Source organism: Marinobacter sp. NFXS9 (assembly GCF_040148665.1).
In the GTDB taxonomy this organism is placed as follows: domain Bacteria; phylum Pseudomonadota; class Gammaproteobacteria; order Pseudomonadales; family Oleiphilaceae; genus Marinobacter_A; species Marinobacter_A mangrovi.
This window is the reverse complement of the sequence record NZ_JAGDDW010000015.1, coordinates 77,869-102,417: the sequence shown is the minus strand read 5'-3', so window position 1 is coordinate 102,417 and position 24,549 is coordinate 77,869. Positions and strand designations below refer to the sequence as shown.

Annotated in this window: 17 protein-coding genes; 9 read left to right on the top strand and 8 right to left on the bottom strand. The window is 60.7% G+C overall.

Annotation, left to right across the window (positions count from 1 at the left end; all coding sequences use genetic code 11):
- Nucleotides 1-3: 3 nt before the first annotated feature.
- Nucleotides 4-345, top strand: a complete 342-nt coding sequence (locus J3364_RS19055; protein WP_123635540.1) for a YqcC family protein — start codon at nt 4-6, stop codon at nt 343-345.
- A 59-nt stretch (nt 346-404) separates the two neighbouring features.
- Here the strand turns inward: J3364_RS19055 and J3364_RS19050 are convergent, their stop codons facing one another.
- Nucleotides 405-3,158, bottom strand: a complete 2,754-nt coding sequence (locus tag J3364_RS19050) for a bifunctional diguanylate cyclase/phosphodiesterase (RefSeq protein WP_349559748.1) — start codon at nt 3,156-3,158, stop codon at nt 405-407.
- A gap of 241 nt (nt 3,159-3,399) precedes the next feature.
- Entirely contained in the window at nt 3,400-4,248 is an 849-nt protein-coding gene (gene nadC / locus J3364_RS19045; RefSeq protein ID WP_349559747.1) for a carboxylating nicotinate-nucleotide diphosphorylase, read from the bottom strand.
- A 404-nt stretch (nt 4,249-4,652) separates the two neighbouring features.
- Here nadC and J3364_RS19040 point away from each other — a divergent pair, with 404 nt between their 5' ends.
- The 4 genes from J3364_RS19040 to J3364_RS19025 all read left to right on the top strand — a co-directional run bounded on the left by J3364_RS19040 (nt 4,653) and on the right by J3364_RS19025 (nt 10,863).
- Nucleotides 4,653-6,980 (top strand): DUF1631 domain-containing protein, encoded by a 2,328-nt coding sequence (locus J3364_RS19040; RefSeq protein ID WP_349559746.1) that lies wholly within the window; start codon nt 4,653-4,655, stop codon nt 6,978-6,980.
- Between the two features lie 145 nt (nt 6,981-7,125).
- Complete coding sequence (gene ampD / locus J3364_RS19035; RefSeq protein ID WP_349559767.1) at nt 7,126-7,689, top strand: 1,6-anhydro-N-acetylmuramyl-L-alanine amidase AmpD; 564 nt, start codon at nt 7,126-7,128, stop codon at nt 7,687-7,689.
- Nucleotides 7,689-8,582 (top strand): regulatory signaling modulator protein AmpE, encoded by an 894-nt coding sequence (ampE, locus tag J3364_RS19030; protein WP_349559745.1) that lies wholly within the window; start codon nt 7,689-7,691, stop codon nt 8,580-8,582. Before ampD ends, ampE begins: the two co-directional genes overlap by 1 nt.
- 253 nt (nt 8,583-8,835) lie before the next feature.
- Nucleotides 8,836-10,863 (top strand): methyl-accepting chemotaxis protein, encoded by a 2,028-nt coding sequence (locus J3364_RS19025; RefSeq protein WP_349559744.1) that lies wholly within the window; start codon nt 8,836-8,838, stop codon nt 10,861-10,863.
- 64 nt (nt 10,864-10,927) lie between these two features.
- Here the strand turns inward: J3364_RS19025 and J3364_RS19020 are convergent, their stop codons facing one another.
- From J3364_RS19020 to J3364_RS19000, 5 genes are all read right to left on the bottom strand, one after another.
- Nucleotides 10,928-11,491 (bottom strand): cob(I)yrinic acid a,c-diamide adenosyltransferase, encoded by a 564-nt coding sequence (locus J3364_RS19020; RefSeq protein WP_349559743.1) that lies wholly within the window; start codon nt 11,489-11,491, stop codon nt 10,928-10,930.
- Nucleotides 11,492-11,494: 3 nt separating this feature from the next.
- The gene (locus J3364_RS19015) at nt 11,495-12,400 is read right to left on the bottom strand and encodes a ketopantoate reductase family protein (RefSeq protein ID WP_349559742.1); all 906 of its coding nucleotides are present in this window, start codon (nt 12,398-12,400) and stop codon (nt 11,495-11,497) included.
- A gap of 16 nt (nt 12,401-12,416) precedes the next feature.
- Nucleotides 12,417-15,266, bottom strand: coding sequence for a valine--tRNA ligase (locus J3364_RS19010; RefSeq protein ID WP_349559741.1), 2,850 nt, complete (start codon nt 15,264-15,266; stop codon nt 12,417-12,419).
- A gap of 190 nt (nt 15,267-15,456) precedes the next feature.
- Nucleotides 15,457-15,933: a DNA polymerase III subunit chi gene (locus J3364_RS19005; RefSeq protein WP_349559740.1), complete on the bottom strand. Its 477-nt coding sequence runs from the start codon at nt 15,931-15,933 to the stop codon at nt 15,457-15,459.
- Nucleotides 15,923-17,401 carry a leucyl aminopeptidase gene (locus tag J3364_RS19000; RefSeq protein WP_349559739.1) on the bottom strand — a complete coding sequence of 493 codons (1,479 nt, stop codon included), beginning with the start codon at nt 17,399-17,401 and terminating at the stop codon, nt 15,923-15,925. The genes J3364_RS19005 and J3364_RS19000 overlap by 11 nt, the downstream gene beginning before the upstream one ends.
- Nucleotides 17,402-17,636: 235 nt before the next feature.
- Here J3364_RS19000 and lptF point away from each other — a divergent pair, with 235 nt between their 5' ends.
- Together lptF and lptG are read left to right on the top strand one after the other, a co-directional pair.
- On the top strand, nt 17,637-18,749 hold the full coding sequence (gene lptF / locus J3364_RS18995) for an LPS export ABC transporter permease LptF (RefSeq protein ID WP_349559738.1): 1,113 nt from the start codon (nt 17,637-17,639) through the stop codon (nt 18,747-18,749).
- A complete protein-coding gene (gene lptG, locus J3364_RS18990) occupies nt 18,736-19,797 on the top strand; it encodes an LPS export ABC transporter permease LptG (protein WP_349559737.1) in 1,062 nt (353 codons plus the stop codon). The genes lptF and lptG overlap by 14 nt, the downstream gene beginning before the upstream one ends.
- On the opposite strand, the gene J3364_RS18985 is transcribed toward lptG, so the two are convergent.
- Nucleotides 19,794-20,279 (bottom strand): RDD family protein, encoded by a 486-nt coding sequence (locus tag J3364_RS18985; RefSeq protein WP_349559736.1) that lies wholly within the window; start codon nt 20,277-20,279, stop codon nt 19,794-19,796. The two genes, lptG and J3364_RS18985, sit on opposite strands and share 4 nt — an antisense overlap.
- A 161-nt stretch (nt 20,280-20,440) precedes the next feature.
- Between J3364_RS18985 and J3364_RS18980 the strand changes: the two genes are divergently transcribed.
- Nucleotides 20,441-21,658 (top strand): DUF5610 domain-containing protein, encoded by a 1,218-nt coding sequence (locus tag J3364_RS18980; protein ID WP_349559735.1) that lies wholly within the window; start codon nt 20,441-20,443, stop codon nt 21,656-21,658.
- Nucleotides 21,659-21,866: 208 nt separating this feature from the next.
- Nucleotides 21,867-24,494 (top strand): alanine--tRNA ligase, encoded by a 2,628-nt coding sequence (gene alaS, locus J3364_RS18975; RefSeq protein ID WP_349559734.1) that lies wholly within the window; start codon nt 21,867-21,869, stop codon nt 24,492-24,494.
- Nucleotides 24,495-24,549 lie beyond the last annotated feature (55 nt).

Here is a 24,549-nt window from a genome sequence, read left to right as displayed (position 1 = left end):
ACATTGACTCAAGCGAACGAAAATCAGGTTGCCTACATTGCGGACGGTTTGCTGGCGATTGAACTGGAGTTGCGTCGCCTGGAGTACTGGGAGCATGAGCCTCCCGAGCCGGAAGCCCTCCAGAGTGCGCAACCGTTTTGTGTCGATACGCTGACGTTTACCCAATGGCTGCAGTTCATCTTCCTGCCCCGCATGAAAGTCCTGATTGAAGAGGAGAGGGCGCTACCGGCCGTGTCCGGCATCGCGCCCATGGCGGAGGAGTTTTTCCGTCAGGAATCCGTATCCGGCAAGATCGTGATTAACGAGCTCGCCCGGATTGACGCGCTCTTGTCAGGGGATGCCTGAGCGGCACCCCGTCTTCCCATTTCCTTCCTGTCGATTTCCCTGACACCACGCCTTTCAGGTCAGTGGTGATTGTTGCCGGACGGGTTTTGTCGCAGTGGCAGGGAGAACTGATCTTCCGGCAGCAATTTGCGGCCCTTGCGCACCTCGTCGAACAATTCGCCGAGCCCGGAACTGGGCAGCGGCGGGCAGAACCGGTGGCCCTGGAGCAGGTGGCAGCCGGCACCGCGCAGGAAGGCGTCTTCGTCGGCAGTCTCCACCCCGGCCGCCGCCACCGTCAGGGACAGCTGACGGGCCAGGTTGATCAGGGTATGGACGATGGCTGCGGTGTTTTCCTCATGCGGGGCCTGTTGCAACAGATCCTGATCGATCTTGACCTGATCGAACGGCAAGTCACGCAACAGACGCAGGGACGACAACCCGCTGCCAAAGCGATCCAGAACCAGTCCAATGCCCAGTTTCTTGAGGCGATCCAGCGTGCGAGCGGTTTCGTCCAGCCGATCACTGAGGACCCGCTCATCGATTTCCAGGGCCAGCAAATGAGGATCGAGATTGGTTTCGTCGATGATCCGTTGCAGGCGCGTGGCCAGTTGCGGGTGGTTGTACTGCCGCGACGACAGGTTGATGTTGACCGTCACCGGCGCCGGACTCATGGCCTGGATGGCGCGGGCCTGCAGACAGGCGTTGTGACAGACCCATTCGCCCAGCTGCTGCAATTGACCGGTCTGTTCCGCCACGTCGAGGAAGTCCTGAGGCGTCAGCAGTCCCCGGCTGGGGTGATTCCAGCGTAACAGTGCTTCCAGGGCGACGACTCTGCCATCCCGAACGTTAATGATGGGCTGGTAATGCAGGTCGAGCTGGCCGCTGCGGATGGCTTCCCGCAGTTCCCGTTCCAGATCCATCTGCCGCTGCATTTCCGTGTTCATGTCGTGGCTGAAGAACTGGATGTTATTGCGGCCGGCTTTCTTCGCCCGGTACATCGCCATGTCCGCGTTTTTCAGCAAATCTTCGTAGGTGGTGCCGTCTACGGGCGCCAGCGTAATGCCGATGCTGGATGTGATGATCAACTCACCGCTGGGGACCCGGACTGGCTCCGTAATGGCCGCGAGGATGCCGCGAGCCACTTTTTCGCAGCCTTCCGCTCCGTTGACCTGATTCAGCAGGATGGCGAATTCGTCGCCACCCAGTCGGGCAATGGTGTCTTCCTGGCGCACGTTGTGTTGCAGGCGGCGCGCCAGCTCCTGTAGCAATTCGTCGCCGGCATCGTGGCCCAGGGTGTCGTTGATGCGCTTGAAGTGATCCACATCCAGGGCGATGAGGGCACAGTAATGACCGTGTCGGAGTGAGCTGGTGATCGCCTGGCGACAGCGATCCTCAAACAGCCGGCGGTTGGCGGTGTTGGTCAGCACGTCATAATGGGCCAGGTAGTGCAGCTGGTTCTGGGTTTCGCGAATCTCCGAAATATCCTGGCCGATCAGGATGATGTGCGCGGGGGCGTCGTCATCCTCCTCCTGCAGCCGGTTGATGTTCCACAGCAGCGTGTGGCTGGTGCCGTCAAAGCTGTTGACCTGGGTTTCGATCTGGTCGCGGGTCAGGCCGGTGCTCTGGACCTTCGTCATCTTCCAGGCCAGTTCGTCGCGTTGCTCCGGCGGGATGAACGCGTCCAGCAGGTTGCGGTCCAGTGCCTCATCCCGGCTGTAACCAAACAGGGCTTCGGCGGCGCTGTTCCACTGACGTATCAGTGTTTTTTCGTCCACCACGATAATCGGGTTGCTGGTGTTTTCGAACAAGGCGCGGAAATGCCGCGATGACCGTCGGAACGATTTTTCCGCCTGCTCGCGGATGAAAATTTCATCTTTCAGCTCGAAGTTGGTGATCTGCAGTTCCCGCGTGCGCTCCTCGACGGTGGTTTCCAGACTGTTCTCCACGCGTTCTCGGTCGGCCAGCAGCACCCGGACATAGCAAGAGGTACCAGTGATCGTGATGATCAGCGTTTCACTCAGCAGGGCGCCCATGCCCAGACTGATGTCCGCATCGCCCCGCAGGAATACGCAGGCCAGCGCCGCGTAAGTTGAGGTGGTAATCGCCAGCATACTGCCGCTGACGGAAAAGCGGGTGGCGGCCCACGTCATCAGGGGCAACAACAGGAACAACGCCTGCATCACGTTGTGCTGCGTCATCCCCAGGATGAATCCCAGACCGCCCAGCCAGAGAATCCACTCCAAGGGGCGCTGGAATAGGCGCGACACCATGGGTTCGCGAACCAGGCTGAGAATCAGCGGGGTTACGGTGAGGCAGCCCAGGCTGTGCGCGAACCAGCTGAAGAGCAGGACTTCGTTCAGCGGTGTCTGTCCCTCGGTCAGGTACAGCGAAGCGAGATAGGTGATGGGGAGTGCCGCACCCAGCGAGCCCAGAGTGACCGCGCCGAGGAACCAGAGGAAGCCGAGGTAGTCCGATAGAGGATTGCGGTGACTGGCCGCTTGCCGAAAGACCCAGTAGGCCGCGAAGGGCGCAATCAGATAGGAAAGCAGCACCGCCAGAAAGGTTGTCAGCGGATCCGGGGTGCCGGCCGGGGCCTGGTAAACGTACAGTAGCCCTGCGGCAAACAGACCGCCTAATATCGGCAGAACCGCTTCACGGCCCCTCAGGATAAGCAGTGCCAGGGCAAGGCCTGACGGTAGCCAGATAATGGATGCGGGGTTGACCCTCGAAGGCAGCTGGATGCTGACGCCGGCCAGAGCGGCGATCACAGCTGCGATCAGAATAGGGACAAGCACCGCCTTCCATGAATCGAGTGACTGGAATGGTGCGTTCAAATAAAACCCTTCCCTGGTCTGTTATGAAGCCCTGTTTCCCTGGGTCTGAATTCAGTCGGTCGGCTCGCCTGTGTTTCCCTGGCGGCCGAGATACCAATCACTGCCATACGTTTAACAATTGTTTGACACATTAAATAGCTTACTCCGAATTTTCGTACGGCATACCCGGTTACGGTTACCATCTGTAAATTCGCAGTCGTGTCAGACGACGTGTCGTGCTGGCCGGTCACGCCTTCCTGTCCTACATGGACAGGCGCATCGACAGGTCCACGGCTTTGACATCCTTGGTCAGCGTTCCCAGTGAAATATAGTCCACTCCTGTCTCAGCGACAGGAATCAGCGTCGATTCGTTGATGCCGCCGGAGGCTTCAATTTTGGCGCGTCCTGAATTTTCGCTGACGGCTGTGCGCATATCCTCCAGCGAGAACTCATCGAGCATGATGATGTCGGCCCCGGCGGACAGGGCTTCCCGGAATTCCGCCAGGTTCTCCGTTTCCACCTCGACCGGCTTGCCGGGCGCGATGCGGTGGGCGGTTTCGATCGCATTGCCAATGGAGCCGCAGGCGGCGATGTGGTTTTCCTTGATCAGGAACGCGTCGTACAGGCCGACCCGGTGATTTTGGCAGCCGCCGCAGGTGACTGCGTATTTCTGGGCCAGTCGCAGGCCGGGCAGCGTCTTGCGGGTATCGAGCAGCTTTACGGCGGTATGAGCCACCCGGTCGGCATAATCGCGACAACGGGTGGCGACGCCGGAGAGCGTCTGCAGCCAGTTCAGGGCGCAGCGTTCTGCCGTCAGGATGCTGCGGGCCGGGCCTTCCACGGTAAACAGGGTGGCGTCGGGCGCAACGCGGTCGCCATCGCCACAGGACCAGGTGACGCTCAGCGCCGGGTCGACCTGCCGGAACACTTCGTTAACCCAGTCGACACCGGCAACGACAGCGGATTCCCGGGTAATGACCCGGGCCGATGCGCGTAGCTCTTCGGGAATCAGCATGGCGGTAATGTCGCCGGTCCCGACATCCTCCTGCAAGCTCAGGGCTACGGCCTGTGCGCGTGACAGTTTCAGCTGGTCCTTGGAAATCGCAGTCATGACAGAGGATGGCTCCAGTGCTTGGCGTGGGTTGGCGGGTCGCGGACGCGCGGTCCGGCAGGGAGTTTACTGGCTGGCATTGCGGCCGCCAAGCGTTGTCCGTTTGGATGTGATACCCGGGTGACGTGTGCCGTCACTACAGTGTTTGTACGGCGTCACCGTTGAATTTTTAACGCACTGATTTGAAAGGAAATCGAAAAATAAAGTGTGATCCAGTTCCGCGGAACACAAACGGTGACAAAACCTGACACAAGGTGACGTGGAAACCGCCTATGATGCCATTATGGATGTAAACTAATGTGAAATTGCGCGCAGCCATCCAGGCTGTGCGCAGAGGCATCAGAGTGGAATAGCCGCCTGTTTAAAAAGCGGAAACGCTCTGGGCCACTGTCGGGGGCGCTGTAATGACCAATGACAACCGGGTAGTCAGCCTGCATGGGGGGATGCGCGAGGGAAGCTTTTCGCTGCCGTCCGCGCTGATTCGTTTGCGGGACTATTCCGGCCAGTCGCTGCGCAAGGAGCTGGGCGAGTTTTTCGACAGCGCCGACGATGCCCTGTTCAACCTCGCCGACAAGGCGGGTACCAACCAGGACCAGACGGCCTACTTCGACGCTATGCGCGAACTGCGCCTGCGCCGCAAGGCTATGTCGTTGTCGATTCTGCAATGGGTGGCCCGGGCCTTTAACGATATCGGCACGTTCGATCCGCAGTCCCGTTCCGGCGATCTTACGGAAATCGATCAGGACAGCCTCAGTCTGGTGGATCACGGCGACCACGAGCAGCAGGTGGCCATCGACAACCTGGTGAACAAGCTCCGCAATCGCTATGCCGACTCCATCCGGATGCTGGCGACCCGCATCGCTCACCTGATTCCCAAGGCCAACCTGGCCGACCGCCAGATGCCGCTAAGTCCCGAAGTGATCTGCGGTGGTCTGCAGGAGGCCTGCAATGACCTGGATATCGATATCCGGGCCAAGCTGGTGGTGCTCAAACTCTTCGACAAGCTCTTCATCGACCGTCTCGATCGCCTCTACCGGGACGCCAACACGCTGCTGGTAAAAGACGGTGTCCTGCCAGATATGAAGCGCCCGCCAATCGGTGGGCGTGCCGAGCCCCGGCAGCCGGTGGCGCGACGTCCGGTACCGCCCTCCACGTCAGCGCCCTCCGACGACGTCTATACGCCGGTTGATCAGGACAGCGCGGCTCAGCCGACGTTTTCTGAACTGTCCGCCCTGCTGCATACCCAGGGCGGACAGGGGAGCGCCTCAAGCTCGGCTGGCGGGCAGCAGCATGGGGGCATCGATACGGTTGAGCTGATGCGTCGGCTTGCCCAATTGCAGGGCCAGTCTGATGTGCTGAACGCTGACCACCATTTTGTCGAATCGGACATCGCAGGTGGCAACCTGACGCGCCAGGTGGAGGCTATGCTCGCGGGGCACAACCAGAGTATGGGTGCTCTCAACCAGGTGGACGCGGATGTCGTCAACCTGGTAACCATGTTGTTCGATTTCATCCTGGAAGACCGCCAGCTGCCGCTGCCGATGAAGAACGTCATTGGGCGCTTGCAGATCCCTATTCTCAAGGTGGCGCTGCTGGATCGCAGCTTCTTCAACCGGGGCGGCCATCCGGCGCGGAAACTGCTGAACGAGCTGGCCATGGCGGGCATCGGCTGGAACGAGAAACCGGCCGGTCAGCGCGATCCGTTGCGGGAGAAAATCGAGTCGGTGGTGGATCGTTTGATCAGTGACTTCACCGATAACGTCGACATCTTTGGCGAACTGCTTACGGAATTCAGCCATTTCATGGACCTGGATCGCCGCCGTCGGGAGCTGGTTGAACAACGACTGCGTGATGCCGAGGAAGGCCGTGCCCGCCAGGAGCGGGCGCGTGAGGCCGCGAGTGAGGTCCTTGAGCCACTGCGAAACGGTCGCAACCTGCCGCCAGTGGTGGAATCGATTCTGGATGAACCCTGGTCCAAGGTGTTGCAGTTCCTGTACCTGCGGGAAGGGGAGGCCAGCGACGCCTGGAAGCAATCGGTAGCGTTGGCCGGGGAGCTGGTCTGGAGCGTCGACCCGCAGGAAGTGACCGACGAGACGCGCAGCGAGCTGTTGCGGCGGATCCCATCGATTGTCGACAGTCTGCGGAAGGGACTGCATTCCATCTCCTGGGACCCCTTTGCCAGCGACGCCATGATGCGCGACCTGGAACTGGCTCACGTGGACACGCTGCAACAGTTGGCCGTGCAGGCTCCCGAAGCTCGCCAGGTTGCGCCGGAGCCCGTTGAGGCATCGGATACGCCGGACGATGCGGCGCTGGCCAGCGCGGTGGCCGAATTCAGTCAGCCGCAACCCGCCAAGCCGGTTGAGCCCAGTGCGGAGGTCGAAGAACCACCCCGGGCGCCGGAGGCGATTGGAACGGAAAGCGCACCGGTGTCTCAAGAAGACGGCGTCGATAGCCGCTGGCTGGAAATGGCGCAGAAACTGCGGGTGGGCTCCTGGGTCGAATTGCAGTCTGACGGCCAGAAGCTCCGATGCAAGCTGGCCGCGGTGATCAAAGCAACCGGCAAATACATCTTCGTCAACCGTAATGGCGCCAAGGTGGCCGAGTACGCGCAGGCTGATGTGGCCAAGGCCCTGTCGACCGGCGAGGTGTCCATGCTGGATGACGGCCTGATCTTCGACCGGGCCCTCGAGTCGATTATCGACAATCTGCGACACAGCCGTCGCGACTGAATCGGGCCAGCGTGCGGGTGGGTTTTTGGCCCGGCACGTTGCTTTGTGCTTCAATCACCGTAGAATTGCTGACCACTTTCAGGTCCCGTAACGCGGTAGCGGTGGAAGCATTTTGAACTCCCAACCCCGAGACTCATCTTACAACATCGACGGGGCCGGCTGGCTTCGTCAGGCCCGTCATTGCCGGTCGCCCAATTTTGGACCCCGTCCGGAAGGCGCCGCCATCTCCCTGCTTGTGGTGCACAACATCAGCCTGCCTCCGGGGCAGTTCGGTGGTGATGCCATTGAACGGTTTTTCTGTAACCGTCTCGATCCCGACGCCCATCCATACTTTCAGGAAATCCGGGATTTACAGGTCTCCGCCCATGCCTTGATCCGTCGCGACGGCGAATGCGTGCAGTTCGTCTCCTTCCTGGACCGGGCCTGGCATGCCGGTCGCTCCTCGTTCAACGGTGAGGAAGAGTGCAACGACTTCGGCATCGGAATCGAGCTGGAGGGGACCGACGACGTGCCTTACGAAGCAGCCCAGTACCGGACTCTGGCGCGACTGACCCAGGCCATCATGCGACGCTGGCCCTCGGTGACACTCGAGCGACTGACAGGCCACTGCGACATTGCACCGGGGCGCAAGACAGATCCGGGGCCCGCCTTCGACTGGTCGCATTTTTTCGCGTTGGTTGAGGATGCGCACAGGCAGGGAGACGTCTGATGGGATTCCTGATCCTACTGCTCGCCTACATCGTCCGCCGCCTGTTGGATGGATCGGTCGACGAGGGGCTGGATGCCCGCTTTCGCCAGCGACTGGCCCGGCTTTCCGGCGCTGAGGCCGGGCGCGAAGGCCGCCCGACCGCCGGGTTTGTCATTCTGTTAAGTGCCGTCGTTCTGGTCGGCGCGCTTGATGTCTGGTTGAGTCGCGGCAGTCTCTGGATCCTGACCTGGCCGCTGGACCTGGTCGTGCTGATCGCCATGCTGGGCGTTCCCGGCTGGCGCAACCCGCTACGGGCCTATGGCGAGGCCTGGCGTCGAGGCGATGCGTCGGCGGCCTGGTATCACGTCAATCATCTGCTGCCTGCCGAAGCGCGGGGGTTGGCCAGTGAACCCCGTGAACTGCATGTGCTGCTGTCCAAGCGCTTTATCCAGGTGATTTTCGAACACTATTTCCTGGTGATCTTCTGGTACGTGCTGCTGGGTCCGGCTGGCGCCATCGGTGCCCGGCTGTCGGTGGCACTGCGCGATCACTGGCCACACCCCGCCGGCCGAGAACCCTTTTCCCGCCTGGTGTATCTGCTGGCCTGGGTGCCCGCGCGGCTGCTGAGCATCACGTTTGGCATCGCCGGCGATTTGGCCGGCTGGATGGGCGGCGCGCGTAAACGGTTGCTGCATCACACCCGCCTGAACGCATCAGAACTGCTCTTCGAGAGTGCCAACGGGGCGCTGTCCAGTTATTCGCTGGATCCGCAACGGTTTGCTGAGAGTCATCCCGACGAGTGGCCGGATTACGGCGAACGAAGTCTGCGCGCCGTCCGGGATTTGCTGAACCGCAGCATGTTTGTCTGGATCTGCGGGCTTGCGCTGCTCGCGATCATGGGACTCTTTACGTGATTTTCCGGAGCAATTTCCGTATTCTTCCTGCCGCTTATTACACGATAAGGCCAGAAATTTGATCTGGTTTAACATTATCGGAACAAAAATAAATTCAAGATTTTTAGCATCTTGACGACAATATAAATAGGGATGCTCTGATCTCGCCGTCGGGCGGAGACGATGGCGCGGCGGTGCTGCCCACGTATTGGGCGACGCCATTCAACATAAAAACAATGAATTAACACGAGCACCACATGTTTGAGGGGGTTGAGTGAACCAGCTTCTGTATCCTGCTGTCGCGCTGATGAACCGGCTGCCGATGATTTACAAGTTCGGCTTGATCAGCGTTCTATTCCTGCTTCCGATCGGGGGCTTGTCCTACCTGCTGGTGAGCCAGCTCAACCAATCCATCGAAGGCATCAGTCACGAAGCCCAGGGCCTCGTTCAGGTCCGGCAGGTGAATCAGCTGATTCAGGCCGCTTACGACTACCGGGATTTCCGCGCCGTTGGCAAGATGAAGAATGACGATGCCTTCCTGTCCCGCAGTGAAGAGGCGGCGGACGTTATCGACGCGCAGCTGTCCAGTCTGATCGAGACCCAGGCTTCCTTTGATTCGGCGGGCGGCTGGAAGGCCCAGGTCGAGGCTCTGGACAATGCCTGGAAGACGTTGCGGAGCGAAGACATCTTCCAGAGCAACATCGATCCCCAGGTGACCTATTACCAGGAGTTCGTGCAGAAGGCGCGGGCCCTGCTGGAATCGACCCTCAAACTGTCCGGCCTGGCTAACGATCCGCAGGCCGAGAACCAGATGCTGCTGCAACTGGCGACCACATCGCTGCACGACGCCGCCAGTCGTGAGGGGATAGCCCGGGCCTTCGGTATGTTCAGCCTGGACCAGGGGACTGTAGGCTACGCGATGGCAGATGTCATGAACGGCGTTTTCGACAACCTGACCACCCTGCACAGCCGTTTGAAGTCGGAATTCGAGGTGGCGCAGGGTTCCTCGCAAGCCTTGGGCCGGCAGTCGGACCTGGCGGATGCGGTTGTGCAGAACGTGATCAAGGTGCGTGACGCGTTGGACGCCAACGTCATTACGCCATACCGGCTGGAGATGTCCTGGCAGGAATTCGACAAGCTGATATCGCCGCTGATGGCGCCGAACTTTGAGCTGATGGACCAGATTTTCCAGGTGGTGGACAACAATCTGGCGGAGCGACTGAACAGCGAAACCAACCAGCGAATGGTGATTTTCCTGGTGCTGGGGATCGTGCTGCTGATTGTGGTGTATCTCTACCTGGGGTTCTTCGTTTCCGTTAAGAAGGCGATTTCCCGCTTTGGTAAAGCCGCGCGGCAGGTGGCGGATGGCGATATGACGGTCCGCATCGAGCTGGCCAATCGCGACGAGCTGGGTGCGCTGACCGACGAGTTCAACAACATGACCTCGAAAATGGCCGAGCTGATCCGCTCGGTCAGCCGGACCACCGGGGACGTCGATACCCAGGCGACACGGGTGAACGACAGCGCTTCGGCCAATAGTGAAGCCGTCGAGCGCCAGATGTCCGAGACCGATCAGATTTCGGAAGCCATGCACCAGATGGTGGATACCGTTCAGGAAGTGGCCGAGAGCGCGCAGCGCGCCTCCGATTCTGCGAGCTCGGCAGAGAAGGATGCCGAGCAGGGCCGGCAGGTCGTCACCGAAACGGTGGACACCATTCACCGGCTGGCTAACGAAATTCGTGGCGCGGTGGACACCATCAACCGCGTCAGCCAGGACAGCGACAGCATCAGTCAGGTTCTGGTGGAGATCAAGGCGATTGCCGAGCAGACCAACCTGCTGGCACTGAATGCCGCCATCGAGGCTGCGCGCGCCGGCGAGCAGGGCCGTGGGTTTGCGGTGGTTGCGGACGAGGTTCGCTCGCTATCCCAGCGCACGCATAAGTCGACGGAAGACATCGAGGAGATGGTTGGTCGTTTGCAAGGCGGCGTGAAAGCGGCGGTGAAAGCGATGACCAACAGCCATGAGGTTACCGATGCGACCGTCGAGAAATCTTCGGAAGTGACTGCGGCGTTGGAAAAAATCCTGGCGGGCATTTCCACCATCGTGGATATGAGTCACCAAATCGCGCAGGCTTCGGAAGAGCAGTCCGCAGTGGCCAAGAACATCAACACCAATGTCGAGCAGATTACCGAACTGGGGCACGCGACGGCGGGTAACGCGGATGAGACGCTGGCTGCCTCCCGTGAAATGTCGGATGTCACCGCCGAACTGCGGCGTCTGGTGGCGTCGTTCCGGGTGTAACGAAAAAGGCCGCTCACCATGTGGGCGGCCTTGTAGTCATGTCGCTCTGCGTTGCGTCAAACGGTCAGTTTTTGCCGGCCGGCGGCGTTGGCGACCAGAGCACTTCCTCTCCGCCATCCCGCCGCGCCAGTACGCGCGCAATCACGAACAGCAGGTCCGACAGCCGGTTCAGGTAACGGCGGGACGATTCGTTGATGGAATCCTCGTGGCCCAGCGCCACCACCACCCGCTCGCCGCGTCGGCAGATGGCCCGGGCCAGGTGACAGTGAGCCGCATCCCGACGACCACCGGGCAGGATGAAGTTCTCCAGCGGCGGCAAGTCCTCATTCCACTGATCCAGCGTGCTTTCCAGCCAGTCGATGTGGCCTTCGCCGATGACGTGACTGCCCGGAATGGCGAATTCGCCGCCCAGGTCGAACAAGTGGTGCTGGATCTTGCGCAGAAGCTCTGCCAGTTCGGGCTCGTTATCGAGGTATTCGATGAGGACACCAATCTGGCAGTTCAGCTCATCGACAGTGCCCATGGCGTCGACGCGCTGGGCATTCTTGGCAATCCGGCTGCCGTCGGCCAGGCCGGTAGAGCCATCGTCGCCGGTTCGGGTGTAGATCTTGGAAAGTCGGTATCCCATGATTCAGTCCTGTTTCAGGTGTGTCACGGCGTCAGTGAGTTCACAATTTACGGGTGCATCAAGGCCATGGATGACCGAAGCCTGCACCACGAAGCCATTCATCATATCGATCTCAGTGGTTCTGCCGGCTCGTACGTCCTGACGCATGGAGGAGCTGTTGGCGGCCGTGCGTCGGGCGACGTCGCGGACGTGTGCTTCCAGCGACTGGGCTTCCACAGGGCGCCCCGACGCCTGCATCAACGCCGCCACTTCCCGGCAGACATCTGCAATGCGTTCTTCGAAATAAGGATGCCCCAGGATCTCTCCGTTGGGGCAATCGATTAAGGCCGTGAAGGGATTGATACCGGCATTGATGGCGAGTTTCTGCCAGAGCCGGCCTTCGATATCGGGATCGCTCTGGATATCCAGTTCGCTCAATCTCAGCGTGATCATCGTCTGGTCAAGCCGGGTGTGGGCCGTTGTCGTCAAGGGGCCCAGCCATGTGGTACCACGGCCGGCATGGATGACGCGGCCGCCGTCATCGATATAGGCGCCTTCGGTGGTCGAGGCGGCAAACACCGGGCGTTGGGAAAACCGCTTGGCAATGTCCTGCTGGCTGCCCATGCCGTTCTGGAAGAGGATGATCGGCACGTCGGGCGGAATGTGGCTGGAAACGGCGGTCAGGGCCGATTCGGCATCGGGCGCCTTGGTCATGACCAGCACGCTCCCGGGCGGCGCGTTACTTGACGGGCCAATCTCGATGCGTTCTGAATGACCCTCGAGATGAACCAGCGTGTATTGCAGGGTTGCGCTCGTGGTTGAGCGCGTGGCCAGTCGAACCGATACTCGGGGGGAAAGAAGGCCGGCCCAGAGCCGGCCCATGGCACCGGCACCGATGATCAGGATCGGGGCGCGTTCCTTTTCGGTCATCGGTGCGGTACCCGGATTACATGGCTTCGATCTTGCCACGTTGGTCCTGAAGTCGGGTCAGGCTGCTCTGGGCATCGGTCAATTTTGCCTTTTCCTTCTCAACCACCTCGGCCGGGGCCTTGGCGGTGAAGTTCTCGTTACCCAACTTGCCTTCAAGGCGTTTGATCTCCTTGCCGATCCGCTCCAGCTCCTTGTCCAGGCGGTCCAGCTCGGCAGTCTTATCGATCAGGCCGGCCATTGGCACAAGCACTTCCATCTCGCCGACGAGCTGGGTGGCGGACATGGGGGCTTCTTCGTCACCCAGCCACTGCAGGCTTTCCAATTTGGCCAGGGACACCAGGAAGCTGCGGTTTTTCTCCAGTCGCTGGCGGTCGGACTCGGGGCCTCGCATCAGCACCGGAATCTGCTTGGCCGGGGAGATGTTCATTTCACCACGGATGTTGCGCACGGCAACGATGGCACCCTTGAGCCATTCGATGTCGGTCTCGGCGCTCGCGTCGATCTTGCCTTCCTCGGCTGCCGGGTAGGGCTGCAGCATAATCGAGTCGCCGGATTGGCCGGCTAGCGGCGCGACACGCTGCCAGATTTCCTCGGTAATGAACGGAATGATCGGGTGCGCCAGACGCAACACGGCTTCCAGCACACGAACCAGCGTGCGGCGGGTGCCGCGCTTGGCTTCGGCCGACGCGCTCTCGTCCGTCAGGACCGGTTTGGACAGCTCCAGGTACCAGTCGCAGTATTCGTTCCAGATGAATTCATAGATGGCATAAGCCGCCAGGTCGAAGCGGTACTGGTCGAAGTGACGCGTCACTTCCTTCTCGCAGCGCTGCAGCGCGCTGATGATCCAGCGATCAGCCAGGGACAGCTCGACCGGTTCGTCGTTGGCGCCGCAGTCCTCGCCCTCGGTGTTCATCAGTACATAGCGGGCCGCGTTCCAGAGCTTGTTGCAGAAGTTGCGGTAGCCCTCCAGGCGTTTCATGTCCCAGTTGATGTCTCGGCCGGTCGTGGCCAGCGAGGTGAGGGTGAAGCGCAGGGCGTCGGTGCCGTGGGCGCTGATGCCTTCCGGGAACTCCTTCTGGGTGCGCTTGGCGATCTTCTGCGCCAGCTGCGGTTGCATCAGGTTGCCGGTGCGTTTCTCCAGCAGGTCGTCCAGGGAGATGCCATCCATCATGTCCAGCGGGTCCAGCACGTTGCCCTTGGACTTGGACATCTTGTTACCCTGCTCGTCGCGGATCAGGCCGGTGACGTACACGGTCTTGAACGGCACCTGCGGGTTGCCGTTTTCGTCTTTCATAAAGTGCATGGTCATCATGATCATCCGGGCGACCCAGAAGAAGATGATGTCGAAGCCGGTGACCAGCACGTCCGTCGGATGGAAGGTGGCCAGCCGCTCGGTCTCTTCCGGCCAGCCCAAAGTACCGAAAGTCCAGAGCGCTGAGCTGAACCAGGTGTCGAGGACGTCCGCGTCCTGTTCCAGCTTGAGATCGTCGGCGAGGTTGTACTTCTCGCGAACCGAGGCTTCGTCGCGGCCCACGTAAATGTTGCCCTCGGCGTCGTACCAGGCCGGGATGCGATGCCCCCACCACAGCTGGCGGGAGATACACCAGTCCTGGATGTCGCGCATCCAGGAGAAATACATGTTCTCGTAATTCTTGGGCACGAACTCGATGCGGCCGTCTTCGACCGCTTCGATGGCCGGCTTGGCCAGCGTCTTGGCATCGGCGAACCACTGGTCGGTCAGCATAGGCTCGATGATCAGGCCGGAACGGTCACCACGGGGTACGCTCAGCACGTGGTCCTCCACTCGATGCAGCAGCCCGGCGGCTTCCATGTCGGCGACGATCTGCTTACGGGCGTCTTCCCGGGTGAGCCCGGCATAGGCCGCGGGGAGGGTGCCATCGATGTCCGCGTTCGGCGTGCCGTCGCTGTCGAAAGTTTCGGCTTCGCTGCGGATGTTCGCGTCCTGGGTCATGACATTGATCATCGGCAGCTGGTGGCGTTTGCCGACGGCGTAGTCATTGAAATCGTGGGCCGGGGTGATCTTGACGCAGCCGGAGCCTTTCTCCGGATCGGCGTGCTCGTCCGCCACGATGGGAATTTCACGGTTCACCAGCGGCAGCAGGATGGTCTTGCCGATCAGGTGCTGGTAGCGCTCGTCACTCGGGTGAACGGCAACGGCGGTATCGCCCAGCATGGTTTCCGGGCGGGTGGTGGCCACCACCAGATAGTTCTTGCCATCCTGGGTGGTTTCGCCATTCGTGAGCGGATAGCGCAGGTGCCAGAAGTGGCCCTTCTCTTCCTTATTCTCCACTTCCAGATCGGATATGGCGGTGTGCAGTTTCGGGTCCCAGTTGACCAGGCGTTTGCCGCGGTAGATCAGGCCTTCGTCGTAGAGACGAATGAAGACTTCCTGCACGGCCCGGTAGAAGCCGTCGTCCATGGTGAAGCGTTCGTGATCCCAGTCCACGGAATTGCCCAACCGGCGCATCTGGCGGGTGATGGTGCCGCCGGATTCCTGCTTCCAGTCCCAGATCCGGTCGATGAACGCGTCCCGACCCAGATCGTGACGGCTCTTGCCTTCTTCATTGGCCAGCTTGCGCTCGACGACCATCTGTGTGGCGATGCCCGCATGGTCCGAGCCGACCTGCCAGAGGGCATTGCGGCCCTGCATGCGGCGGAAGCGGGTGAGGGTGTCCATGATGGTGTGCTGGAACGCGTGCCCCATGTGCAGACTGCCGGTGACATTGGGCGGTGGGATCATGATGCAGAATGGGTCGCCTTCGCCCCGCGGGCGGAAGTAGCCGTTCTGTTCCCAGGTCTGGTACCACTGACGCTCAATATTCTCGGGCTGGTAAGTCTTTTCCATGGAGGTTTCTGCTTCGTACCGGGTTGAAAATGGTTGGGAATCCCGGGAAAGCAGTCCGTCTGGCAGGCAAGCAGAGTGCCGATGCCGGTACCGGATGGTTTCGGGATTCCATCAATTACGTTGAGGCACGTGATTATACATGGCGTGCCAGTCGCGGGCGAACCGTGTTGGCGCGGCAATGCAAAGGTTGTCAGGCCCGTTGGGCACCCTTTCTGGCATCGTGTACACGCGGTTCGATACCCAGCTCACGAAGCTGACGGAAATGTGAGCGCGCGCGACTGAGAATCTGGGGATCGCTGCTGGCGATCAGGGCCAGCCGGCGAAAGCGATCGGCGTCGGTGGGCAGGGTGTCGCCGAGTACGATGACGGTGTCCCAATCGGCCGGCGCTGGGTGACCGGCCAGTAGCCCGACCCGCTCGGGGCAGGCGTCGCTGGCTTCGGCCAGTTGCCGGTGCGGCAGGAAACTCTCCGGGCTGTATTGCCAGAGCAGGTTATCCAACGCCTGCATCTGTTCACCGGCATTGCAGACCAGGCAGACGCGATCCCCCTGGCTCCAGGCTTTTTCCGTGAGGCGCGCCGCGTGGAGCAGGCGCGCCGACTCGGTATCCTGCGGGAGCAGGTAGAACCAGTGCCGGCCTTCCGGCCGGCCTGCGGCATCAGCTGACATAGGACAGCAGGTAGTCCACCAGCAGCGGAACCGGGCGGCCGGTAGCCCCTTTCTCCTTGCCGGAAAGCCAGGCCGTGCCGGCGATATCCAGGTGGGCCCAGTTGTAGTCTTTGGTGAAGCGGGACAGGAAGCACGCCGCCGTGATCGATCCGGCCGGACGACCGCCGATGTTCTGCATGTCCGCGAAGTTGCTGTCGAGCTGGGCCTGATACTCGTCCCAGATCGGCAGCTGCCAGGCACGGTCACAGGTCTTTTGTCCCGACGTCAGCAGGCGGTCGGCCACTTCCTCGTTGTTGCTGAACAGGCCGGATGCCTCCTTGCCCAGGGCGATAATGCACGCGCCCGTCAGGGTGGCGATGTCAACCACCGTTTCCGGCTCGTACTTGCCGGCGTAGGTGAGGGCGTCACAAAGCACCAGGCGACCTTCAGCGTCGGTATTCAGGATCTCGATGGTCTGGCCTGACATGGAGGTGACGATATCCCCCGGGCGTGTCGCGCTGCCGCCGGGCATGTTCTCAGCAGACGCCACAATACCCACGACATTGATGGCCGGCTTGATTTCGGCGATGGCGCGCATGGCACCGAACACGCTGGCGGCGCCGCACATGTCGTACTTCATCTCGTCCATCGCCTCGCCCGGTTTCAGGCTGATGCCGCCGGTATCGAACGTGATGCCTTTGCCTACGAGGACGTGCGGTTTGTCCTTCGCCTTGCCACCGCGGTATTCCATAATGATCAGCTTGGCCGGCTGGGCACTGCCTGCGGACACGGAGAGCAGGCTGTTCATGCCCAGCTTCTTCATCTGCTTCTCATCCAGCACTTCGGTCTTGATGACGTCGTGCTCTTTGGCGAGGGCCTGGGCCTGTTCGGCCAGCCAGGTCGGATGGCAGACGTTGGGGGGCGTGTTGCCCAGGTCGCGGGTAAAGCTCATGCCGTGGCCGACCGCTTCACCGGTGGCCAGGGCGGCTTTCAGCGTCTTGTCGTTGGCGGAGGCAGCGACGGTGATCTTGTCCAGGGGTAGCTTCGGTGCCGCCTTGCTCTTGAAACCGCCGAAGCTGTATTGCTGTTCTTCGGTCACCCGTGCGATCAACGACACATTCCAGGCTTCGTCGCGGTCTTTTACCTCATTATCAGCCAGTGCGATCAGGGCGTGTTTGGTCGGGCTGTCTTTCAGTCGCCCAATGGCGCCGTTCAGCATCTTGCGGAACGCCGCCGGCTGCTGCGGGGATTCGCTGCCACTGCCGACAACGAGCAGGCGTTTCCAGGGCTGATCGGCCAGCGGGAGCATGAGGCTGCTGCCCGCCTTGCCTGAGATATCACCGTTTTTTTGCAAATCCTTGAGCATGCCGTTGAGAGCGGCATCGGCCGCGGATGTGGAAGCCGGCCAGTCGCCTTTCTCGGGGACGGACACGACCAGGCAGTCGGCTTTGATATCGGTCAGGGACTTGCTGTTCAGGGTGTATTTCATGGCAGCTCCGTTGATTGATTCCGTATCGGTGGTCCGGGCCGTAGGGTGGCCCGGAGCCGGGGCATCCGGCCGTAGCCGGCGTCTGCAGTGAGTGAGCCAAGTGTACGTTAAGCCGAATGTTGTTGGCTATGATGGACTTATCCGGCCTCAGGTGCCTGTCATTCACTGGCAAGGTCCAATAGAATAGCGGCGGTCTGTGGACGATCCACCATCCGTCTGTTTGGGAAGGGACATTTTGTACATCATCTTCCGCTATCTGACCCGTCAGGTCCTTGTCAGCATGCTGGCGGTGTCCGGGGTTCTGCTGCTCGTGTTCATGAGTGGCCGCTTCATCAAGTATCTGGCCGATGCCGCTGCGGGCAAGATTGCCGGCGACGTGCTGTTTACCATCATGGCCTACCGTTTTCCGGGCTTTCTGGAGCTGATCCTGCCGCTGGGGCTGTTTATCGGCATCCTGTTGGCTTATGGACGGATGTACCTGGAAAGCGAGATGACGGTTCTGTTTGCCTGCGGGGTCAGCGATCGTCAGGTGCTGGCCCAGACGATGGTAGCCAGTCTGGTGGTGATGATTGTGGTCGGTTCGATGAGTCTTTACCTCTCGCCATGGGGGATGCAGAAAGTCCAGGACATCATCAATCAGCAGAAGAAAGCGACGGAATTCGAACTCCTGTCGCCCGGCCGGTTCCAGAGCCTCTCTTCGGGCGATCGCGTGACCTACGTCGAAGGTTTGAGCGACGACAAGCAGAAATTGCTCGGTGTTTTCATCGCCGAATTCAAAAAGGATGGTTCCGGTCTGTCCATGACGACATCGGATGCGGGCTCCCAGTTTGTCGATCCGGACACCGGCAGCCGATTCCTGGTACTTGAGGACGGACAGCGCTATGAAGGGCGCCCCGGCGATCTGGATTACAAAGTCACGCACTTCAAAGCCTATGGCCTGAAGATACAGGGCCCGGATTCCGTCAACGAGCGGGCCGATGAGGATGCCATTCCGACCTTGTCGCTGATGCGATCCGATGATCCGGAAATGCGGGCGCTATTCCACTGGCGTTTGTCGCTGCCGCTGATCGTGCCCGTGGTGACACTGCTGGCGGTCCGGCTAAGCCGTGTAAATCCTCGGCAGGGGCGCTTCTTCCATCTGCTTCCGGCCATGATGATTTACATCACTTATCTGGGGCTGCTGATCGTGGCGCGGGATGCGCTGGCCCGGCAACAGGTTCCGGAGTGGTTGGGGCTGACCTGGGTTCACGTGTTGTTCCTGGCGGTCGGAGCATGGTTGCAGTTCGGCACGGCCTGGTGGCGCAAACGCAAGCTGATCAGGGAAGGACGCGGCCATGCAAAAGCTTGATCGGTATATCATCAAGACAGTCGGTGGGGCGACGCTGCTGGTCATGCTGGTGGTGCTGTCCCTGGACCTGATCTTCGCGTTTATCCACGAACTGGATAACATCGAGAAGAATTACCAGACCCTGCAGGTGCTCGCCTATATCTTTCTGACGCTGCCGAGGCGCATCTATGATTACCTGCCATTGGGCGCCTTCATGGGGTGTCTGATCGGTCTCGGGAGCCTGGCCAGCACCTCAGAGCTGGTCGTCATACGGGCGGCCGGGGTATCGATTCGCCGAATCGTCTGGTCTGCCATGAAGCCGACCATTGTGGTCGTGATCATCGGACTGATTCTTGGGGAGTTTGTGGCGCCCCATTTTGAGAAAATGGCCCAGAGTGAGCGGGAAATCGCGCGGGGCGGCGAGAGCAATGTGGCGTCCTCGGAGGGTCTTTGGCATCGCGAGGGAAACACGTTTATTCACGTTAACGTGGTTCAGCCCAGCGGCGTTCTGCTGGGGGTCTCGCTGTTCCATTTCAACGATAAGCGCGATCTGACCAGCGCCAGCTTTGCCCGGAAGGCAACGTACGAGAAAGACCACTGGATGCTGGAGCGGGTGATCACGACCGAGCTTTCCAAACAGGGCACCATTCGCAAGACAGCCGACCAAATGCGGTGGGATTCGCAGCTGTCGCCGTCTGTCCTGAGCGTTCTGATCGTCGATCCCGAGAACCTGTCCATCAGCGGTCTGTACACCTACGGTTCCTATCTCGACAAGCAGGGGCTCAGCTCCACCAGCTATTGGCTGGCCTTCTGGAAAAAAGTGCTGGGGCCTGTCGCTATTGCGGTCCTGGTGCTCGTCGCGATTTCCTTCGTCTTTGGGCCATTGCGCTCGGTCACCATGGGGTTTCGGGTCTTTACCGGGATTATCGTGGGGCTGATCTTCAAGTACATGCAGGATCTGCTGGGGCCGATGAGCGTGGTCTTCGGCTTCAGCCCGGTGATCGCCATTGCCGCACCCATCGTGCTGAGCGCCATCGTGGGGGCTGTTCTGATGCGGCGAGCGGGTTAGGGAGCCTTGGGCACCCGGACCACCTGGCTCTCGGAAATGCGATCGGTCCAGGAACGTTTTTCGCTATCCCAGATCATCCACACATAGCCCAATCCGCCGGTCAGCCAGCTCACCCAGCCGATCAGGTAACGCAGCAACGCCTGGTACCAGCGGATGGGCGTCCCGTCCGGATTTTCGATCCGTATCCGCCAGACCTGCATCCCCAGTGTTTGCCCTGACTTTGTCCAGAAATACCCAAAAAACACAAACAGGACAACAAACAGGACCGAGGTCAGTAGCGGGTCGGGCGACAGTTTGCCCGACGCGGCCAGCGCCTTGTACTGCTCGAACCCGATGATCCAGGCCGCCAACATGGTGTAGATCCACGTGGTGACAATCAGCACCGCGATACAGATCAGTCCGTCGTAAATCATCGCCAACAGGCGTTTGATCAACGTGGCGGGTGGCAACAGCTCATCGGCAGGATGAAAAGGCTGGGGCATCGACAGCTCCGTTGCGCATGGGCGATTGGGATATTCAGGCGGGGCCTGAAATACGCTCCCAGTATATCGAAACATTCCTAAAGATTGTGGCCGATCGGCCGTCATAACGATCATCATGTCGGTCATTGTTGTGGCTGTTACCAAACTGTGAGGTCTGCGCCATGGTTTCTCCGGTTTCGATCCCCGGCTCCGATGCCAACTACCGAAATCATTCGGATCGCCCGTCCAGTGCGTCGTCGGCGCGCGGTAAACCGGCCGCCGACCAAAGCGCTGAGGGGCAGGGGCGGATTCGCACTGCGGACGATGCCATTGGCGTGTTGCGTGCCCGGCTTGAGCAGCGTCTTCAGCAGGGGCTGGGCCAGGGCGGCGGCCAGGTGTCGAAACCGGCTGCGGATGCGTTTGAACCGCCCAGTGCGTCGGATGTCGCCAGTCGCGTCCTGGGGTTTGTGCAGAATCGCCTGGAGCAGGAAGCACGCAACGGGGCTGACAGCGAACGTCTGTCCAATCTGCTGGAACAGGCGCGTAAAGGCGTCAGCCAGGGCTTCTCCGAGGCCCGGGACCAGATCGAGGCCCTGGGCATGATGAATGATGACCTCTCGGCCGATATCGATGACAGCTTCTCCCGGATCCAGGATGGACTCGATGGTTTGCAGCAACGCTACCTGGGTGACGGAGGCGCTGGTGAAACCTCTTCGGTTTCCGGTTACAGCGTCGAGGCGTCGTCGCGTAATCAATTGTCGTTCGAGGTGCGCACCGCCGATGGCGATATCGTCACGGTGGCTATGGATGAAACCCGCTACGCCGGCGCCAGTAGCCGAACCGAGCAGGGCAATGGCGGTACATCCGGCGAGAGTGCCAGCGCCAGTCTGTTCGCCGGGCGATACCGGTTTTCGGTGCAGGGCGAGCTGGATGACGGCGAACGGCAGGCATTGACCGCGTTGTTCGAGGATGTCCAGCAGGTCGCCGGTCGGTTCTTCGACGGGGATGTGCAGTCGGCGTTCTCGGCAGCAGGCCAGCTGGGTCTGGATGGCGAAGAGTTGGCCAGCTTCAGTCTGAACCTGTCCTCTGTTCGCACAGTGCGGGCGTCGGCGTATGAGGCCGTGTCAGGCAAACCCTCGACCAACAGCCAACTGCGGCCGCTGGCGGGGTTGGCCCAGGGTGTCCAGTCCCTGGCGGGCAAAGCTGCCGGGCAGGGTCTCGATTCCGGCTCATTGGAAAGTTTAATGGACCGTATGATATCCGATTTACAGGATGGCCGCCCCGATGCGCTTGAATCCGACAACGCCGGCCTTATGACGGACTTCTGGAAGGCCATTATCGGCGCGCTCGAACCTACCGGAAGCGAGACGGATCAGGAGGGGCAGGGAGCCTCCGATTAACGACTGAGTCCCTGCGCATCCGTCAAATTGCCGGAAATGCCGTCAGCGCCGCCTACTGGGCGGCGTTTCTCGTTTTTTACCCCTGGTGGCTGTGCTAGAGTAGCGCCCTTATCCTTGGCGATTGTGCCGGATTGGGCAAGGTCCCCAATCCTGTGGCTCGACTCACTTTTTTGAACTGAATTTCTGACGAGGCGATCAGGACACGGCTATGAAAACCGCAGTATTGCGCCAGACATTTCTGGAATATTTCCAGCAGCGGGGGCACGAAATCGTACCCAGCAGCTCACTGGTTCCACACGACGATCCGACCCTGCTGTTCACCAATGCGGGGATGAACCAGTTCAAGGACGTATTCCTGGGCCGTGAAAAACGCGACTACACCCGAGCCACCAGCTCCCAGCGTTGCGTCCGCGCCGGCGGCAAGCACAACGACCTGGAAAATGTCGGTTACACCGCTCGCCATCACACGTTCTTCGAGATGCTGGGCAACTTCAGCTTCGGGGACTACTTCAAGAAGGAAGCCATCGAGTTCGCCTGGACCTTCCTGACCGGTGATGAGTGGTTGGGTTTGCCCAAGGACAAGCTGTTGGTGACCGTCTACGCCTCGGACGAAGAAGCCTACGACCTCTGGCACAACGGCATGGGCGTGCCAGCCGACCGGATTATCCGCATCGGCGACAACAAGGGCGCGCAGTATGCTTCAGATAACTTCTGGCAGATGGGCGATACCGGTCCCTGCGGTCCCTGCACCGAAATTTTCTACGACCATGGCCCCGACATCGCCGGTGGCCCGCCCGGATCTCCCGACGAGGACGGCGATCGTTTCATCGAGATCTGGAACGTGGTCTTCATGCAGTTCAACCGCACGGCGGACGGCGAAATGCAACCGCTGCCCAAACCGTCGGTGGATACCGGTATGGGGCTAGAGCGGATTTCGGCGGTGCTGCAGGGCGTTCACAGCAACTATGAAATCGACCTGTTCCAGGATCTCCTGAAAGCGGCATCCGACATCCTCGGCGGTGTCGATACCGAGGAAGCATCTCTGCGGGTGGTCGCCGACCATATCCGTTCCTGCGCGTTCCTGATTGCCGACGGCGTGATGCCGTCCAATGAGGGGCGTGGTTTCGTGCTGCGCCGGATCATCCGTCGCGCGGCCCGTCACGGTAACAAGCTGGGCGCCCGCGAGCCGTTCTTCTACAAGTTGACGGCTGCTTTGGTGGCGCTGATGGGGGACGCTTATCCCGAGTTGGTGCGCACCCAGGCGCAGATCGAGAAAGTCCTCCAGCAGGAGGAAGAGCAGTTTGCCCGCACGCTGGATAAAGGCCTGCGGTTGCTGGAGCAGGACATCGCCGAGCTCAAGGGCACCCAGATTCCCGGCGAGACCATTTTCACCCTGTACGACACCTTTGGATTCCCGGTGGACCTGACCAACGACATCGCCCGGGAGCGCGGTCTGACGCTGGATTACGATGGCTACGAAAAAGCGATGGAAGCCCAGCGTGAGCGTGCCCGCGCCGCCTCCAAGTTCGGTATCGACTACAACGCGACGGCCGGGCTGGGTGGTAGTACCGAATTTACCGGCTATGAAAAAATCGATGGACATGAAACGATCCGCACCGTGCTGGTGAATGGCGAAGAAGCCAATGCGGAGACGGGTGACGAGGCCGTCGTCGTACTGGAGCGGACACCGTTTTACGCCGAGTCCGGTGGCCAGGTGGGGGACACCGGTCTGCTGACCTGGAGTGGTGGCCGCTTCCAGGTGACGGATACCAAGAAAGACGGTGCCAATCACCTGCACATCGGCACCGTCATTGAAGGCGAGCTGTTTCCGGGGCTGGAGGTGGATGCGCGCATCGATCACGCCCGCCGCCAGGCCATTGCCCTGAACCATTCCGCAACGCACCTGCTGCACGCGGCGTTGCGCAAGATCCTGGGCGATCACGTCACCCAGAAAGGCTCCCTGGTGGAAGCCGACCGTCTGCGTTTCGACTTCTCCCATTTCGAGCCGGTGACGCCGGAGCAGTTGAAGGACATCGAAGCTCTGGTCAATGACGAGATCCTCGCCAACGAGCCGGTTGGTGTGGAAATCACCGACATGGAAGACGCCAAGGAGAAAGGCGCCATGGCCCTGTTTGGTGAGAAATATGGCGATGAAGTCCGTGTCCTGACGATGGGGCGTGACCGTTACTCGGTGGAGCTGTGCGGGGGGACGCACGTCTCCCGGACTGGTGACATCGGTGCCTTCCGCATTACCTCGGAAAGCGGCATTTCCTCTGGTGTCCGTCGTATCGAAGCGGTCACCGGTAAGGGCGCGCTGGCCTGGATGGACGATACCGAATCACGTTTGCGTCAGGTGGCCGGTCTGGTCCGTGGCACGCGTGACAGCGTGATCGAAAAAGTGGAGGCCACTCTGGACCGGAATCGCCAACTGGAGAAAGAGCTGGAGCAGCTCAAAGCCAAGCTGGCCAGCTCGGCCGGTGCCGACCTCGCTGGATCCGCTATCGAGGTAAACGGCCTGAAAGTCGTGGCGTCCGAACTGCCGGGTGCCGACCGCAAGGCGTTGATGGATACGGCGGATCAGCTCAAGAACAAGCTGGGTTCTGGCGTCGTGGTCCTGGCTGCCGTCGATGATGGCAAGGTTACCCTGGTGGCCGGTGTGACCAAGGACGCGACTGCCCGCGTCCGTGCCGGCGACATCATGAAGAAACTGGCCGCGGCCGTGGACGGAAAAGGTGGTGGCCGACCGGATATGGCTCAGGGGGGTGGAACGGATCCGTCGAAACTGCCGGATGCGCTTTCCCAGGTGAGCGGATGGGTTGAAGAGGCGACGCGCTGAGACGGTATCCAGCGCCCGGAACTCCCTTTATAATCGCCGCGCTGCGCCAGCGTGG

Bases quoted from the DNA above. Each gene is read 5' to 3' on its own strand.
- J3364_RS19005 (WP_349559740.1), bottom strand. From the start codon at position 15,933: ATGTCAGCTGATGCCGCAGGCCGGCCGGAAGGCCGGCACTGGTTCTAC.
- alaS (WP_349559734.1), top strand. From the start codon at position 21,867: ATGAAAACCGCAGTATTGCGCCAGACATTTCTGGAATATTTCCAGCAG.
- nadC (WP_349559747.1), bottom strand. From the start codon at position 4,248: ATGACTGCGATTTCCAAGGACCAGCTGAAACTGTCACGCGCACAGGCC.
- J3364_RS18980 (WP_349559735.1), top strand. From the start codon at position 20,441: ATGGTTTCTCCGGTTTCGATCCCCGGCTCCGATGCCAACTACCGAAAT.
- J3364_RS18985 (WP_349559736.1), bottom strand. From the start codon at position 20,279: ATGCCCCAGCCTTTTCATCCTGCCGATGAGCTGTTGCCACCCGCCACG.
- ampE (WP_349559745.1), top strand. From the start codon at position 7,689: ATGGGATTCCTGATCCTACTGCTCGCCTACATCGTCCGCCGCCTGTTG.
- lptG (WP_349559737.1), top strand. From the start codon at position 18,736: ATGCAAAAGCTTGATCGGTATATCATCAAGACAGTCGGTGGGGCGACG.
- J3364_RS19015 (WP_349559742.1), bottom strand. From the start codon at position 12,400: ATGACCGAAAAGGAACGCGCCCCGATCCTGATCATCGGTGCCGGTGCC.
- J3364_RS19040 (WP_349559746.1), top strand. From the start codon at position 4,653: ATGACCAATGACAACCGGGTAGTCAGCCTGCATGGGGGGATGCGCGAG.
- J3364_RS19010 (WP_349559741.1), bottom strand. From the start codon at position 15,266: ATGGAAAAGACTTACCAGCCCGAGAATATTGAGCGTCAGTGGTACCAG.
- J3364_RS19020 (WP_349559743.1), bottom strand. From the start codon at position 11,491: ATGGGATACCGACTTTCCAAGATCTACACCCGAACCGGCGACGATGGC.
- J3364_RS19000 (WP_349559739.1), bottom strand. From the start codon at position 17,401: ATGAAATACACCCTGAACAGCAAGTCCCTGACCGATATCAAAGCCGAC.